Source organism: Citrobacter sp. RHBSTW-00017, assembly GCF_013797615.1.
GTDB lineage: Bacteria > Pseudomonadota > Gammaproteobacteria > Enterobacterales > Enterobacteriaceae > Citrobacter > Citrobacter braakii.
The window spans coordinates 1,476,742-1,493,114 of record NZ_CP056899.1 but is presented as its reverse complement, the minus strand read 5'-3'; the positions used below and the strand labels follow the sequence as shown (position 1 = coordinate 1,493,114).

General features: G+C 51.7%; 10 protein-coding genes and 1 pseudogene. 4 read left to right on the top strand and 7 right to left on the bottom strand.

All coding sequences use genetic code 11. The annotated features are described in order from the left end of the window. Window positions 1–16: 16 nt before the first annotated feature. Window positions 17–2,083, top strand: a complete 2,067-nt coding sequence (gene ppk1, locus HV037_RS07170; protein WP_003835119.1) for a polyphosphate kinase 1 — start codon at window positions 17–19, stop codon at window positions 2,081–2,083. 4 nt (window positions 2,084–2,087) lie between these two features. Then, window positions 2,088–3,629: an exopolyphosphatase gene (gene ppx, locus HV037_RS07165; protein ID WP_075847658.1), complete on the top strand. Its 1,542-nt coding sequence runs from the start codon at window positions 2,088–2,090 to the stop codon at window positions 3,627–3,629. Here ppx and HV037_RS07160 read toward each other — a convergent pair. Further along, window positions 3,609–5,879 carry a sensor domain-containing phosphodiesterase gene (locus HV037_RS07160; RefSeq protein WP_103284106.1) on the bottom strand — a complete coding sequence of 757 codons (2,271 nt, stop codon included), beginning with the start codon at window positions 5,877–5,879 and terminating at the stop codon, window positions 3,609–3,611. The genes ppx and HV037_RS07160 overlap by 21 nt on opposite strands. Window positions 5,880–6,229: 350 nt before the next feature. Between HV037_RS07160 and HV037_RS07155 the strand changes: the two genes are divergently transcribed. Next, window positions 6,230–6,433 carry a YfgG family protein gene (locus tag HV037_RS07155; RefSeq protein ID WP_047416419.1) on the top strand — a complete coding sequence of 68 codons (204 nt, stop codon included), beginning with the start codon at window positions 6,230–6,232 and terminating at the stop codon, window positions 6,431–6,433. A 563-nt stretch (window positions 6,434–6,996) separates the two neighbouring features. On the opposite strand, the gene guaA is transcribed toward HV037_RS07155, so the two are convergent. After that, window positions 6,997–8,574 carry a glutamine-hydrolyzing GMP synthase gene (gene guaA / locus HV037_RS07150; protein ID WP_016153990.1) on the bottom strand — a complete coding sequence of 526 codons (1,578 nt, stop codon included), beginning with the start codon at window positions 8,572–8,574 and terminating at the stop codon, window positions 6,997–6,999. Window positions 8,575–8,637: 63 nt separating this feature from the next. Next, the gene (guaB, locus tag HV037_RS07145; protein ID WP_019077375.1) at window positions 8,638–10,104 is read right to left on the bottom strand and encodes an IMP dehydrogenase; all 1,467 of its coding nucleotides are present in this window, start codon (window positions 10,102–10,104) and stop codon (window positions 8,638–8,640) included. Between the two features lie 160 nt (window positions 10,105–10,264). Between guaB and xseA the strand changes: the two genes are divergently transcribed. Next, window positions 10,265–11,638 carry an exodeoxyribonuclease VII large subunit gene (xseA, locus tag HV037_RS07140; RefSeq protein WP_047416421.1) on the top strand — a complete coding sequence of 458 codons (1,374 nt, stop codon included), beginning with the start codon at window positions 10,265–10,267 and terminating at the stop codon, window positions 11,636–11,638. Here the strand turns inward: xseA and HV037_RS07135 are convergent. From HV037_RS07135 to der, 4 genes and pseudogenes are all read right to left on the bottom strand, one after another. Beyond that, a complete protein-coding gene (locus HV037_RS07135; RefSeq protein ID WP_019077377.1) occupies window positions 11,635–11,850 on the bottom strand; it encodes a zinc ribbon domain-containing protein in 216 nt (71 codons plus the stop codon). The genes xseA and HV037_RS07135 overlap by 4 nt on opposite strands. A gap of 51 nt (window positions 11,851–11,901) precedes the next feature. Beyond that, a complete protein-coding gene (locus HV037_RS07130; RefSeq protein WP_103284107.1) occupies window positions 11,902–12,984 on the bottom strand; it encodes a Gfo/Idh/MocA family oxidoreductase in 1,083 nt (360 codons plus the stop codon). A 63-nt stretch (window positions 12,985–13,047) separates the two neighbouring features. Then, window positions 13,048–14,588 (bottom strand): annotated as a pseudogene (locus HV037_RS07125) (peptide MFS transporter). Window positions 14,589–14,888: 300 nt separating this feature from the next. Next, the gene (der, locus tag HV037_RS07120; RefSeq protein WP_016153996.1) at window positions 14,889–16,361 is read right to left on the bottom strand and encodes a ribosome biogenesis GTPase Der; all 1,473 of its coding nucleotides are present in this window, start codon (window positions 16,359–16,361) and stop codon (window positions 14,889–14,891) included. Window positions 16,362–16,373: the final 12 nt, after the last annotated feature.

Genomic DNA, 16,373 nt, shown 5'->3' with positions numbered 1-16,373 from the left:
CGGAGTAAAAGTGGTAATGGGTCAGGAAAAGCTATATATCGAGAAAGAACTCAGCTGGTTAGCGTTCAACGAACGTGTACTCCAGGAAGCTGCTGATAAGTCAAACCCGTTGATCGAACGGATGCGTTTCTTAGGCATCTATTCCAATAATCTCGACGAGTTTTATAAGGTTCGTTTCGCCGAACTGAAGCGCCGAATCATTATTAGCGAAGAACAGGGTTCAAACTCTCACTCCCGCCATCTGTTAGGTAAAATCCAGGCCCGCGTATTAAAAGCCGATCAGGAATTTGACGGCCTGTACAACGAGTTGCTGCTGGAGATGGCGCGCAACCAGATTTTCCTTATCAATGAACGTCAGTTGTCGGTCAATCAACAGAGCTGGTTACGCCACTACTTCAAACAATATCTTCGCCAGCACATTACACCGATCCTGATCAACCGCGAGACGGATTTAGTTCAGTTTCTGAAAGATGACTACACCTATCTGGCGGTGGAAATTATCCGCGGCGATACGATCCGCTACGCGCTGCTGGAAATCCCTTCCGACAAGGTTCCCCGTTTTGTGAATCTACCGCCGGAAACCCCGCGCCGTCGCAAACCGATGATCCTGCTGGACAACATCTTACGCTACTGCCTTGACGACATTTTCAAAGGGTTCTTTGATTACGATGCGCTGAACGCCTATTCGATGAAAATGACTCGCGACGCCGAATACGATTTGGTGCACGAGATGGAATCGAGCCTGATGGAGCTGATGTCGTCCAGTCTGAAACAGCGTCTGACCGCAGAGCCTGTACGTTTTGTCTATCAGCGCGACATGCCGAATGCGCTGGTCGAGGTACTGCGTGAAAAGCTGACTATTTCTCGCTACGACTCGATTGTTCCCGGCGGGCGTTACCATAACTTCAAAGACTTTATTAATTTCCCCAACGTTGGCAAAGCTAACCTGGTGAACAAACCGCTACCGCGTTTGCGCCATATCTGGTTCGATAACGAGAAGTTTCGTAACGGCTTTGACGCCGTTCGCGAACGCGACGTGCTGCTATATTATCCGTATCACACTTTTGAGCACGTTCTTGAGCTGTTGCGCCAGGCCTCTTTCGACCCGAGCGTGCTGGCGATAAAAATCAACATCTACCGTGTGGCCAAAGACTCGCGCATCATTGATTCGATGATCCATGCTGCGCACAACGGTAAGAAAGTCACCGTGGTGGTGGAGTTGCAGGCTCGCTTTGATGAAGAAGCCAACATTCATTGGGCCAAGCGTCTTACCGAGGCTGGCGTTCACGTCATCTTCTCCGCGCCGGGCCTGAAAATTCACGCCAAATTGTTCCTTATCTCGCGTAAAGAAGGTGATGAAGTTGTGCGCTATGCGCATATCGGGACGGGGAACTTCAACGAAAAAACGGCGCGTCTCTATACCGACTACTCGTTACTTACCGCCGACTCACGCATTACCAACGAGGTTCGTCGGGTGTTCAACTTCATCGAGAACCCGTATCGTCCGGTGACGTTCGATTATCTGCTGGTATCTCCGCAGAACTCGCGTCGTTTGCTGTACGCGATGATTGACAAAGAAATTGCCAACGCGCAGCAAGGACAGCCTTCCGGTATCACCCTAAAACTGAATAACCTGGTCGATAAAGGCCTGGTTGATCGTCTCTATGCGGCCTCAAGCTCAGGCGTGCCAGTCAACCTATTGATTCGCGGTATGTGCTCTTTGATTCCGAACCTGGAAGGCATTAGCGACAATATTCGCGTGATAAGCATAGTTGACCGCTACCTTGAACACGACCGGGTTTATATCTTCGAAAACGGTGGCGACAAGCAGGTATACCTCTCCTCCGCAGACTGGATGACCAGGAATATCGACTATCGCATCGAAGTCGCCACACCGCTGCTGGACCCGCGTCTTAAGCAACGGGTGCTGGATATTATCGATATCCTGTTCAGCGACACGGTGAAGGCTCGCTTCATCGATAAAGAACTCAGTAATCGCTACGTACCGCGCGGAAACCGCCGTAAGGTTCAGTCACAATTGGCGATATACGACTACATCAAATCACTCGAGCAACCTGACTAACGCTATGCCAATACACGACAAGACTCCACGACCGCAGGAATTTGCTGCGGTCGACCTTGGTTCAAACAGTTTCCATATGGTCATTGCCCGCGTGGTTGATGGCGCAATGCAGATTATCGGGCGACTGAAACAGCGCGTTCATCTGGCGGATGGCCTCGGCGAAGATAACAAGCTGAGCGAAGAGGCAATGGAGCGCGGATTAAGCTGCCTGTCGCTGTTCGCCGAACGTCTGCAGGGCTTTCCCCCATCAAGCGTATGCATCGTGGGAACCCATACTTTGCGTCAGGCGCTAAATGCGACCGATTTTCTCAAGCGAGCAGAAAAAGTTATCCCCTACCCGATCGAGATTATTTCCGGTAATGAAGAAGCCCGACTGATTTTTATGGGCGTGGAGCACACCCAGCCGGAAAAGGGTCGTAAGCTGGTTATTGATATCGGCGGTGGTTCAACAGAACTGGTGATCGGCGAAGATTTCGAGCCCAAACTGGTGGAAAGTCGTCGTATGGGCTGCGTCAGTTTTGCTCAGATGTATTTCCCGGACGGCGCTATTAGTCGGGAAAACTTCCAGCGTGCGCGCATGGCGGCAGCGCAAAAGCTTGAAACCTTAACCTGGCAGTTTCGCATTCAGGGCTGGAACGTTGCGCTGGGCGCGTCGGGCACGATTAAAGCGGCACACGAAGTGCTGCTGGAGATGGGTGAGAAAGATGGTTTTATCACCCCCGAACGCCTGGACAAACTGCGAACCGAAGTGCTGAAGCATGCGTCATTCGATGCGCTCAGCCTGCCGGGGCTGTCTGAAGAACGAAAAGCGGTGTTTGTGCCGGGACTCGCGATTCTGTGCGGCGTTTTTGACGCACTGGCTATCCGCGAACTCCGCCTTTCTGATGGCGCACTACGCGAAGGCGTGCTGTATGAGATGGAAGGTCGTTTTCGCCACCAGGACGTTCGCAGTCGTACCGCGAGCAGCCTGGCGAACCAGTACAATATCGACAGCGAACAGGCCCGGCGCGTACTGGAAACGACGATGCAAATGTACGACCAGTGGCATACGCAGCAGCCAAAGCTGGCCAATCCACAACTGGAAGCGTTGCTGCGCTGGGCGGCGATGCTGCATGAGGTTGGGCTGAACATCAACCACAGCGGTTTACATCGCCACTCGGCGTATATCCTCCAAAACAGCGATTTACCGGGTTTCAATCAGGAACAACAGCTGATGATGGCAACCCTGGTTCGATATCATCGCAAAGCGGTGAAACTGGATGATTTGCCCCGCTTTACGCTGTTCAAGAAAAAACAGTTTCTGCCGTTAATTCAGCTGTTGCGCCTGGGCGTGCTGCTGAATAATCAGCGACAGGCGACCACCACGCCACCGACGCTGACCCTAATTACCGACGACAACCACTGGACCTTACGCTTTCCGCATGACTGGTTTAGCCAGAATGCGCTGGTGCTGCTCGATCTGGAAAAAGAGCAGCAATACTGGGAAGCCGTTACCGGCTGGCGACTCAAAATTGAAGAAGAGAGTTCACCCGATATCGCCGCATAAGCTCTCAGCAGGTGCCAGTTCTTCTGGCACCTGTTCTTCCAGCATTTCATGCAACGGCTGCGGTTTACCAATCAGATACCCCTGCATGTAATCAATCCCCAGCGAAATTACCGCACTGCGTATTTCTTCGCTTTCGACGTACTCCGCGACCACCAGCATTCTTTTCATCCGCGCCAGATGACAAATAGAGGCCACGATTTGATAGTCGAGGCTATTCGAAACGATGTTGCGAATAAAGCTGCCATCAATTTTCAGGATATCGGCATTCACATTCTTCAGCCGCGCATAGCTGGCATATCCGGTACCAAAATCATCAATCGCAATCTGACAGCCCAATGATTGCAGCTGCAGTAACGTTGCCTGCGCCTGTTCCGCATTGGTTAAGGCATTGCTTTCCGTTACTTCAAAAATCAGTTGCCACGGTTCAACTTTGTACTTAATCAGCAGTTGGTTGATGTCATGCGGAAGCCGGGCACGGCATACCGATGTGGGAGATAAGTTAATAGCAAACCGACGAGCGGGCATTTTTTCCCGATTCTGCGCCATAAACTTCAGCGTATTTTCAATCACCCACAGATCGATGCTGGATGACAATCCAAACTCATGCGCTACCGGTAAGAAGCTGTCAGGACCGATGGTTTCACCATCATCCCCCTCTAGCCGCAGCAGAATTTCATGATAAACATCGCCGCGCACGCCTGAAATCGGCTGCGCCATCAGGAAAAAGCGATGGTGCTCCAGCGCCAGTTGCAGACGATTCATCATCGCAACCTTATCTTTCAGGTCACGTTGCAGGTGCATCACGCCTCGGCGCTGCAAATTCTCTGGCGCATTGGTCGCCAGAGAAAGCTCGGCGATGGTGCTTAACTCCCCCAGTAACAAGTAGATGTGATTAACAGGAGAACGGACATAGCAAAAACTAATCCCCACCTGCGGCTGTAAAGGCATGCCATCCCAGATAAAACGAAACTGCTTGATATGCCTGTCCAGCGCTTCAATACGCTCCTGATACGACTCGGTGTTAAAACGCAGAACTAAATCATTACCCGATAACTGATAGACATGCTCATCTTGTTTCAGCAATGGCTTTACCCACTGGGCAAGTTTTTGCTTGTACTGGATACGCAGCATAATGCCGTAATTTTTCACCAGCAGTTCCATACCCGGAACACTCAAAAAGCAAAGCACTGACCATGGCGCTTTTCTCAAATCCCGGTTCAAAGCGCGCAAATTCGGAATATGCACCATGGGGTCAAAGAAGGCCAGACGATGAGAATGTCTGGCGACAATTCTCTGGCGCGTTGCCAGTACGGCAATAAAATTCACGATGAAGGAGAAAACCAGGTAACTCGATGAGGTAATGGCAAGTTGCACATCGTAACCCGAATACCAGGGCATATAGCGTTGATAATAATGAATTGCTGTAATGAGTACGAGCATCCATATTAACGAAATAAATTTATAACCGTAACGCATAGCTCCCCATAGCATGACGGGCAGCATCAGTGACAAGGTATAATTCGTGCTAAATATTGAGCTTTTCTCATCTAGCGGCATACACAACAATGTCATTAGTATGGTCAATATAATCAGCCAGACCGCAAACTCTGTTTTGGTAACTTTGGTATCAAACTGCTGCTTTAACTGAGATAAATAACCTCTGATATACAAAGGATTACGAATCGTGCGAATTATTAAGTAGCACAGTGGAACCCCAACCAGATTCCCGGCCAGCATGGCCTGATAGTTGATCAACGTGCCGGTATTAAGGGGCATAACGCCCACCATGCCGGATTTGCTCTCATAGACGCCCACAAACGCGGCGAAATGGAAGAATAGCAGAAACAGCGTTGCCGGGCAGAAAACCTGCCAAAACATGTGCTGAAACATCAGGTGGGAGTCACCGTAAGAAACGTTATTCCGCCGGGGAGCAAAAACTTTATACCCTCCCCAACTAAGCACTATCGTAACTATAAAGTGCGAAATTATTGAGAGCATTTCAAATAACCCAACCTGCGGATATTTGTACCAGATGATGGAAATGATAATTCCTGGTAATGCCGCCCAGCCAAAAAACAACATCAGACTAATCATCAGCGCTAAAGGCAGGTAGAAAAGAATTACGTTCCCGGTACTAATATGGGCATAGGTGTTAGCAGTGCTCAATATAGGCAACAGCAAAGAAGGCAAGATGAGAGGTAACGCCCACCATTTATCTCTAATACCAATATAATTTTTATTGAGTTTCATAGATGCTCAGTAGAATCCCGCACATCCTGCAGGGGGTATTCGGACAGGCATCCCACCTGACGTTAAAACGATAAAGTTAAATACATTAAAATGACTCATCAATTTTAGTTGTCAGCAAAGGGTGATGCTTGATACACATCAATAAATAAGTCCCTCATTAATCAATTATTACTCTTTTCATGGTTTTTTATCGTTATCTCATTATTAATGCAAATAATAATATTAATTTCCATAACATAAATAGATAAAACAACTGAAGCAATTTTACATAAGGAAAAATTGACCATTCCCTCACAGTATGCCTTAATGTGACTATCGCCCTCAGTTGGGTACACTACAAGGAACCTTTTGTGAGCCAGGTTACCAGCCTACGCAAACGACACCGATTTAACAGTCGCATGATCCGGATCGTACTGCTTATCAGCTTTCTTTTCTTCTTCGGACGCTTCGTCTACTCCGCCATAGGTGCGTGGCACCACCACCAGAACAAAAAAGAATCTCAGCAGATCACCCTGCCGCAACAGGCATCTCCTGCACAAACTGACGTACGCTGATCGCTCGCGCCGAGCCGAGCCGATGATACTACAGCATTAAGATTCCTTACCGGATGGCTAATCGCCTGATATTTAACCATCCGGTAAGGGATTTGAGTGATGAAACTTCGCGCAGTCTTACCCGCCACATGTGCTGATATATCGGATAATCAACCGTGTTTTTCGCAAAAATACACCATCTTTGAATCCCGCTTCACCGCGCCATTCGCGCTGATTTTTTACGTTCCAGTGTACTGGATATAAAAAAGAGACACTGCGCTCAAATAGACGCTAATTAATATCGCCAGAAAATATCACTGACTAAAACATTCATATTTAGCATAAATTTAAATGCTTATCTGAATTGTTACCGTTATTAAATTCTACAGGGTAATACCCTGAGTATTTTTCATTATTTCCGTAAATAAGAAGCGGTGTTGAATGGAGCGCAGACGTTAAGTGTGTGATTAACCCTACTATCGAGCAGGACTGTCGCATCGATAAAATTCGCGCAATAAAAAGCCCTCTGTAAAAAGAGGGCTTTTACATACTACCGGTTCAGAAACCGCTAAACGGGAGGAATATTATTCCCACTCAATCGTAGCTGGCGGCTTACCGCTGATGTCATACACCACGCGGGAAATACCGTTAACTTCGTTGATAATGCGGTTAGAGACGCGGCCTAAGAAGTCATACGGCAGGTGCGCCCAGTGCGCGGTCATAAAGTCGATGGTTTCAACAGCACGCAGGGAAACAACCCAGTCGTACTTACGGCCATCGCCCATGACGCCAACGGAACGTACTGGCAGGAACACGGTGAACGCCTGGCTCACTTTGTTGTACAGGTCAGCGTTGTGCAGTTCCTCAATGAAGATAGCATCCGCACGGCGCAGCAGGTCGCAGTACTCTTTCTTCACTTCGCCCAGCACGCGTACGCCCAGACCCGGCCCCGGGAATGGGTGACGGTACAGCATGTCGTACGGCAGACCCAGTTCCAGACCAATCTTACGCACTTCGTCTTTGAACAGCTCACGCAGCGGTTCAACCAGACCCATCTTCATCTCTTTCGGCAAACCGCCCACGTTGTGGTGAGATTTGATGACGTGCGCTTTACCGGTGGCAGAAGCCGCGGATTCGATCACGTCCGGATAGATGGTTCCCTGCGCCAGCCACTTAACGTCTTCCAGCTTCAGCGCTTCTTCGTCGAAGACTTCCACGAACACGCGGCCGATGATTTTACGTTTAGCTTCCGGATCGTTCTCGCCTTTCAGCGCGTCCAGGAAACGCTTTTCACCTTCAACATGAATGATGTTCAGGCCGAAATGGTCGCCGAACATATCCATCACCTGCTGAGCTTCGTTGAGACGCAGCAGACCGTTGTCGACGAACACACAGGTCAGGTTTTTGCCAATTGCACGGTGCAGCAGCATCGCGGTGACGGAGGAGTCAACGCCGCCGGAGAGGCCGAGGATCACTTTATCAGTGCCAACCTGCTCACGAATGCGGGCAACGGCGTCATCGATAATTTTTGCCGGGGTCCACAGCGCTTCACACTGGCAGATGTCGCGCACAAAACGCTCCAGCATGCGCATCCCCTGACGGGTGTGGGTAACTTCCGGATGGAACTGCACACCGTAGAAACGTTTTTCCTCGTGCGCCATGATGGCAAACGGGCAGTTGTCGGTGCTGGCAACGGTCACGAAACCTTCCGGAATAGCGGTCACTTTGTCGCCGTGGCTCATCCACACGTCCAGCAGTGGTTTGCCGTCTGCGGTCAGAGAGTCTTCAATACCGCGGATCAGCGCGCTGTCGGTCTGAACTTCAACCTGCGCATAGCCGAATTCACGTTCGTTAGAACCTTCAACATGACCACCGAGCTGCATTGCCATAGTCTGCATGCCGTAGCACACGCCGAACACAGGCACGCCCGCTGTGAAAACGTATTCCGGCGCACGCGGGCTGTTTTCTTCAGTGGTGCTTTCCGGACCACCGGAAAGAATGATACCGCTTGGGTTGAATTCGCGAATTTGTGCTTCCGTAACATCCCACGCCCACAGTTCACAATAGACGCCCAGTTCACGTACGCGACGAGCAACCAGCTGAGTGTACTGAGATCCGAAATCAAGGATGAGAATGCGATGTTTATGAATATTGTCTGTCATTGACGCTAATTCCGAGGCAAGTGAAACAAATTCGCCCGGCATATAGCCGGGCGCGGAAACTTATCAGGAGCCCATGCGGTAGTTAGGGGACTCTTTGGTGATGGTCACATCGTGGACGTGACTTTCCTGAATACCCGCACCGCTGATACGTACAAACTCTGCTTTTGTTCGCAGCGCGTCGATAGTACCACAGCCGGTCAGACCCATACAGGAGCGCAGGCCACCCATCTGCTGGTGAATGATCTCTTTCAGGCGACCTTTATACGCAACGCGACCTTCGATACCTTCCGGGACCAGTTTGTCAGCGGCGTTATCGCTCTGGAAATAACGGTCGGAAGAACCTTTGGACATCGCGCCCAAAGAGCCCATACCACGGTATGATTTGTAAGAACGGCCCTGATACAGTTCGATTTCGCCCGGAGATTCTTCAGTCCCCGCCAGCATAGAGCCAACCATCACTGCAGAAGCACCCGCAGCGATCGCTTTTGCGATGTCGCCGGAAAAACGAATACCGCCATCGGCAATAACCGGGATACCAGTGCCTTCCAGCGCTTCAACAGCGTCAGAAACGGCGGTGATCTGCGGTACACCGACGCCGGTAACGATACGGGTAGTACAGATGGAGCCTGGGCCGATACCGACTTTAACAGCGCTGCAGCCGGCTTCCGCCAGCGCGCGAGCGCCTGCACCAGTCGCAACGTTCCCCCCGATGATCTGCAGATCCGGGTATTTAGCACGAGTTTCACGGATACGCTGCAGTACGCCTTCTGAGTGACCGTGAGAGGAGTCAATCAGCAGAACATCAACGCCAGCGGCAACCAGCGCGTCAACACGCTCTTCGTTACCCGCACCTGCGCCTACAGCAGCCCCAACGCGCAGACGACCATGCTCGTCTTTACAGGCGTTAGGTTTACGTTCCGCTTTCTGGAAATCTTTAACGGTGATCATGCCGAGCAGATGGAAGCTGTCGTCAACAACCAGCGCTTTCTCGACGCGTTTTTCGTGCATTTTGGCAAAGACAACATCGCGTGCTTCGCCTTCACGAACGGTCACCAGACGCTCTTTCGGCGTCATGTAGACGCTAACCGGCTGATTCAGATCAGTCACAAATCGTACGTCACGACCGGTGATGATGCCGACCAGTTCGTTATCTTCAGTCACTACCGGGTAGCCTGCGAAACCGTTACGCTCGGTCAGTTCTTTTACTTCGCGCAGAGTGGTGGTTGGCAGTACGGTTTGTGGGTCGGTCACGACGCCAGATTCATGTTTCTTCACGCGACGAACTTCTTCCGCCTGGCGCTCAATAGACATGTTTTTGTGGATAAAACCGATGCCGCCTTCCTGAGCCAGGGCAATTGCCAGGCGCGCTTCCGTCACGGTGTCCATTGCTGCGGAGAGCATAGGAATGTTCAGGCGAATGGTTTTCGTCAACTGGGTGCTGAGATCAGCAGTATTCGGCAGAACAGTAGAATGAGCGGGAACGAGGAGGACGTCGTCAAACGTCAGGGCTTCTTTTGCGATACGTAGCATGGGCAATATCTCACCTGGGAGGTTATTAAATATTGCCGCGGCATTATACAGAGCGTAACCGATTGCATCCACACTTTTTTGCAAAAAAACCTTGCGCTCCTCTGTGAGCATGTTACTTTCGACTGAATAACTTGCTGATTTAGAATTTGATCCCGCTCACATGTTATCCTCTCAGACCACCTCAATTTTTACCGTAAGCCGCCTGAATCAGACGGTTCGTTTGCTGCTTGAGCAGGAAATGGGACAAGTGTGGATCAGCGGTGAAATTTCGAATTTCACGCAGCCGTCCTCCGGTCACTGGTATTTCACGCTCAAAGATGACACCGCTCAGGTACGCTGCGCGATGTTTCGCAACAGCAATCGCCGGGTAACGTTCCGACCACAGCACGGTCAGCAGGTACTGGTACGCGCCAACATTACATTGTACGAGCCGCGCGGCGACTATCAGATAATTGTTGAGAGCATGCAGCCAGCGGGCGAAGGTTTGCTGCAGCAAAAATATGAGCAACTCAAGGCCAAACTGCAGGGTGAAGGGCTATTCGATCAGCAGTTCAAAAAAACGCTGCCCTCACCGGCCCACTGCGTCGGGGTAATCACCTCTAAAACCGGCGCCGCGCTGCACGATATTCTCCACGTCCTGAAGCGTCGCGACCCTTCCCTGCCCGTTATTATCTACCCGACCGCAGTCCAGGGCGATGATGCGCCAGGGCAGATCGTTCGGGCCATTGAACTGGCGAACGCGCGGGGCGAGTGCGATGTGCTGATCGTCGGGCGCGGCGGCGGCTCGCTGGAAGATTTGTGGAGCTTTAACGACGAACGTGTTGCACGGGCGATCTTTGCCAGCCGCATTCCAGTTGTCAGCGCCGTCGGCCATGAAACCGATGTCACTATTGCCGATTTTATTGCAGATTTACGGGCACCTACGCCGTCGGCGGCAGCAGAAATTGTCAGCCGTAATCAGCTTGAACTGCTGCGTCAAATACAGCATGGTCAGCAGCGTCTGGAGATGGCGATGGACTACTACCTCGTCAATCGTACTCGTCGATTTACCCAGCTTCATCACCGCTTGCAACAGCAGCATCCGCAACTGCGTCTGGCCCGTCAACAGACCGTGCTGGAACGACTGCGTCAGAGAATGAACTTCGCACTTGAGAATAAGATTAAACAGGCAAATCAGCGTCAGCAGCGCATGCTGCAGCGTCTGAATCAGCAAAACCCGCAGCCGCGTATTTACCGTGCGCAAACACGCATTCAGCAACTGGAATACCGCCTGGCGGAAAATATCCGTGCGCGTTTAAGCGAACAGCGCGAGCGTTTTGGCAACGCGGTTACCCATCTTGAGGCAGTCAGCCCACTGGCCACGCTGGCCCGCGGTTATAGCGTGACGACCGCAAAAGAGGGTGAAGTGCTGAAACAGACTAAACAGGTTACAGCAGGTGATGTGCTCACCACCCGCCTGTCTGACGGATGGGTGGAAAGCGAAGTGAGAGCTGTCACGAAGACAAAGAAAACACGCAGGAAAAAACAGGATTAAAGCGGCACAAACGCCACGCGTTTCTTCGAGATAAGGCCATGACCGTTCTGGCAGAAATAATCCACCGCACCACAGGCTTTAAGCACCTGCAGTGGCTGATTGCACTCCGGGCAGTGCGCTTCTAACTGAATATCTTTATTACAGTTATCACAGTGCGCCATACCGTTTTGCGGCTCCAGCTCTGCATTACAATCCGGGCAAATAATAGACATAGCGACTCCAGTACAGGGATCCATTACTGCGCTGAGTTTAACACGATGCGTTTAATGCCGCCCGCGTAACTGCTGCTGTAACGTTAACAGGCACTCCACTTCCTCCAGCCTGCGCTGCGTCGTGCGGCTCACTTCCTGTGGGCTGCGTTCAAACAGACTTTGCGCGCCCAGAATATGCTCCGCCAGACAATGGGCATATACGCTACCAGGCAGACTCCAGCGTTGTACAACATCACCGTCAATCAATTCGAGCACATCCTCGACACCACGGCGATCATGGCTAATGACACGACCATCGCGCAGACAAAGGCGCAGGCCTTTTTGTCCGCCAGCCGGCCCCGCGTATTTATTCAGCCAGATGTCCAGCGGAATGCCGCTAATCTGTCCCTGCAGATGCGCCTCTCCTTCTGCTGTGGTCAGGTCGCCCTCTACAATATTTCGTCCCAGACGGTCTTTAGCGCTCTTCACCTGCAAGGTCATACTGTCATTACCGCCCAGGTAACGCACTGTTTCACGCAGCATTGCCAGTACATGTGTGCCAATGTCCAGAATCACACCGTCCGGATGACGAAGCTCACGGGTATCCGGCTCACCGGTGGCAAAGTTAAGCGCAATGGGTTCTCCAACAGCGTTAAACCCGCTCGGTTCCTGCAAAAAACCGTCGATTTTAACAATGTGTGAAAAATGAGAGACAAGTGCCTGTTGCGGATTATCGCCCTGCCACTGCGCTCCGAGTTTGCCCAACGCCAGCTGCATTGCGCCATTGCGTGCCATCCAATGGTCGAGTGCCAGCACGCGGTTGGCAGCATCCGGTTGAGTCAGCAGCGTTTTCAGTTTTTCAATTTGGGAAAGCGTGGCGACAATAGGCTTTTCGACCACAATACGAGCGATGGGAGCCGCCAGCGCCTGTTCAAGCACATCGAGGTGATGCAGGGATGCGGTGGTAATAAACAGGGTATCAAGCGGCATTGCAAGAAGTTCAGCGAGCGACGCACAGCGTGTCACGTCTGCGGGCTGCTTTGCGGGTTGAACATCAAATCCCACACAGCGTAGTGCATCACCAAACATATTACGTAATGCGGGCAAGTATGCCGTTTCAACGACTGCACCAAGCCCAACAAATCCTAACAGCATGCTCTTACCTCGTTAATTGAATAGCCGGGACATAACGTCTGCCCCGGCACAATCGAGGTGTTATCAGGCGCTAGTTGCCGGTTTAGTTTGCGTATTCTCCAGCATGCGACGAATCGGAACAATGAGGATGATCAGTACCGCAGCGCAGATCAGCAGCGCAATCGAGCAGCGTGCGAAGAGATCCGGCAGCATATCCAGTTGGTCAGCCTTCACATGACCGCCAATCAAACCTGCGGCCAGGTTGCCCAGCGCACTGGCGCAGAACCACAGGCCCATCATCTGCCCGCGCATTCTTTCCGGAGCCAGCAGCGTCATTGTCGCCAGACCGATCGGACTCAGGCACAGCTCGCCAAGCGTCAGCATCAGGATACTGCCCACCAGCCAGAATGGAGAAACGCCTGCCCCGCCGTTACTGAGAACGTTTTGCGCCGCCAGCATCATCAGACCGAAGCCTGCCGCCGCAAAGAGGATACCGATAACAAACTTGGTGATGCTACTCGGGCGAATATTCATGCTTGCCAGCTTCGGCCATGCCCAACTGAATACCGGTGCCAGCAGGATAATAAACAGCGCGTTTATCGACTGGAACCAGACCGCCGGGATTTCAAAATCACCGATCATACGGTTAGTGTAGTCGTTAGCGAACAGGTTGAACGAGGTTGGCTTCTGCTCAAACGCGGACCAGAAGAACGCGGCGGAAACCAGCAGGATAAAGCAGACCAGCAGTCTGGCGCGCTCTTTACGGTTCAGACCGGCAAAGATGAACAGGTAGATAAAGTAGAGCGCAACGGAGGCTGCAATCACGTACACCAGCATGCTGGCAACCGCGACCGGATTAATTACAATCACGCCCTGCGCTATCAGCGTAACGATAACCGCCGCACCGACAGCCAGCGCCAACAGCCACGCTCCCACGCCGTTACGTTTCACTACCGGGCTATTCCAGGTGGAGTCGAGCCCCACTTCGCTGTCGTAGCGTTTCATTGATGGAACGGCAAATACACGGAAAATGATCAACGCCACCAACATCCCGATACCACCGATGCCAAAGCCCCAGTGCCAGCCATGGGTTTTAATCAGCCAGCCGGAAATCAGCGGCGCGATAAACGACCCCATGTTGATGCCCATGTAGAACAGCGAGAAACCGCCGTCGCGACGCGCATCGCCTTTTTTATACAGCGTGCCAACCATGACCGAAATACAGGTCTTAAACAGACCGGAGCCGAGCACGATAAACATCAGACCAATAAAGAACAGGTTGTTCCCCATAATGGCGGAGAGCGCAATAGACAGATGGCCGAGGGCAATCAGGATGGAACCGTACCACACCGCTTTCTGTTGGCCGAGCCAGTTATCAGCCAGCCAGCCCCCCGGCAGCGCAGCGAGGTACATCGTACCGGCAAAGATACCCACAATCGCCGAGGCATTTTCACGTGCCAGCCCCATGCCGCCGTCATAAACGGTAGCAGCCATAAACAGGACAGTAACGGGCGAATGCCATAAAACGAGAAGCGCTCCCACATCTCTGTGAAGAACAGCGAGCCGAGCGGATAAGGATGGCCGAAGAAAGTTCGGCTTTCTTTTTGATTAACAGAGGATTGCATAATTCTCCCGAAAGTTATGTCGTCGTGTGTGTAAACACCGCGATGTACGCCAGCCAGTTACGTATCTGACCGATTTTTTACATGCGGCGAAAATTTATTTAACCATTTGATAACCTAAGGCTAGTTTTGTCTAGTACCAGCCCCCGGACTTTAAGACGAAAACTCGACAAATGTCTACTTTCTTAGATTTAAACTTGGTAAAAAATGAATAGTGATTGACATCGCACGGGCTGAGGCTGGCGATGGAACTTCGAAAAAAAACCCGCGACAAGCACGGGTTTTTATCAGCATCAGCAACGGTTACTTGCTTTTTTTGATGTGTTTTATCAAACGCTTACGTTTACGCATCTGCGTCGGCGTCAGCGTATTGCGTTTGTTCGCAAACGGGTTTTCCCCTTCTTTGAACTGAATGCGGATCGGCGTCCCCATTACATCCAAAGACTTACGGAAATAGTTCATCAGATAACGCTTGTAGGAATCCGGCAGGTCTTTGACCTGGTTGCCGTGAATCACCACGATTGGTGGGTTATAACCACCGGCGTGGGCATATTTCAGCTTCACACGACGACCACGCACCAGCGGCGGCTGATGATCTTCTGCCGCCATAGTCATAATGCGCGTCAGCATCGCGGTGCTAACGCGACGGGTAGAGCTGTCATACGCTTCGCGGACCGATTCAAACAGATTACCCACGCCGCTGCCGTGCAGCGCAGAGATGAAGTGTACACGCGCAAAATCAATAAAGCCCAGACGGAAGTCCAAAGTCTCTTTGACCTGCTCTTTCACTTCCTGCGTCAGGCCATCCCACTTGTTGACCACAATAACAAGTGAACGCCCACTATTGAGGATAAAGCCCAGCAGCGACAGGTCCTGATCGGAAATACCTTCGCGCGCGTCAATCACCAGCATCACCACGTTGGCATCTTCAATCGCCTGCAGCGTTTTGATAACTGAGAATTTTTCTACTGCTTCGGTAATTTTGCCGCGCTTACGCACGCCCGCGGTATCGATGAGCACATATTCGCGCTCATCGCGTTGCATCGGGATATAAATACTGTCACGCGTGGTCCCCGGCATGTCGTAAACCACTACGCGGTCTTCGCCGAGAATACGGTTAGTAAGCGTGGACTTACCTACGTTCGGGCGACCAACAATCGCCAGTTTGATCGGCAGGTCCTGCGGATTGAAGTCGTCTTCAGGCTCTTCTTCGCCGTTCTCTTCGGCTTCCAGTTGCGCCCAATATTCTGCATCTTCATCCACCTCTTCCTGAGGAGCAACGTCATCCATCCACGGCAGCAGAACATGCTCCAGCAGGCTGAGAACGCCACGACCATGGGATGCCGCGATCGGATAAATTTCACCCAGACCCAGCGAGTAGAAATCGACGACCGCCTGATCAGGATCGAGCCCGTCAGTTTTGTTGGCTACCAGGAACGTCGGTTTCTGGCGCGACCGCAGATGTTTCGCAATGGCTTCATCCGCAGGCATCAGGCCAGCACGCGCATCTACCATGAACAGCACAACGTCCGCTTCTTCGATCGCCAACAGCGACTGTTCCGCCATGCGGGTTTCTACACCGTCTTCGGTGCCATCAATACCGCCGGTATCAATACAGATAAACTCGCGGCCTTCAATTTCCGCACGACCGTACTTACGGTCACGAGTCAGACCCGGGAAATCCGCAACCAGCGCATCTCGGGTGCGAGTTAGACGGTTAAATAACGTGGATTTGCCAACGTTAGGGCGCCCGACAAGCGCGACCACAGGTACCATGTTTAAAGCCTC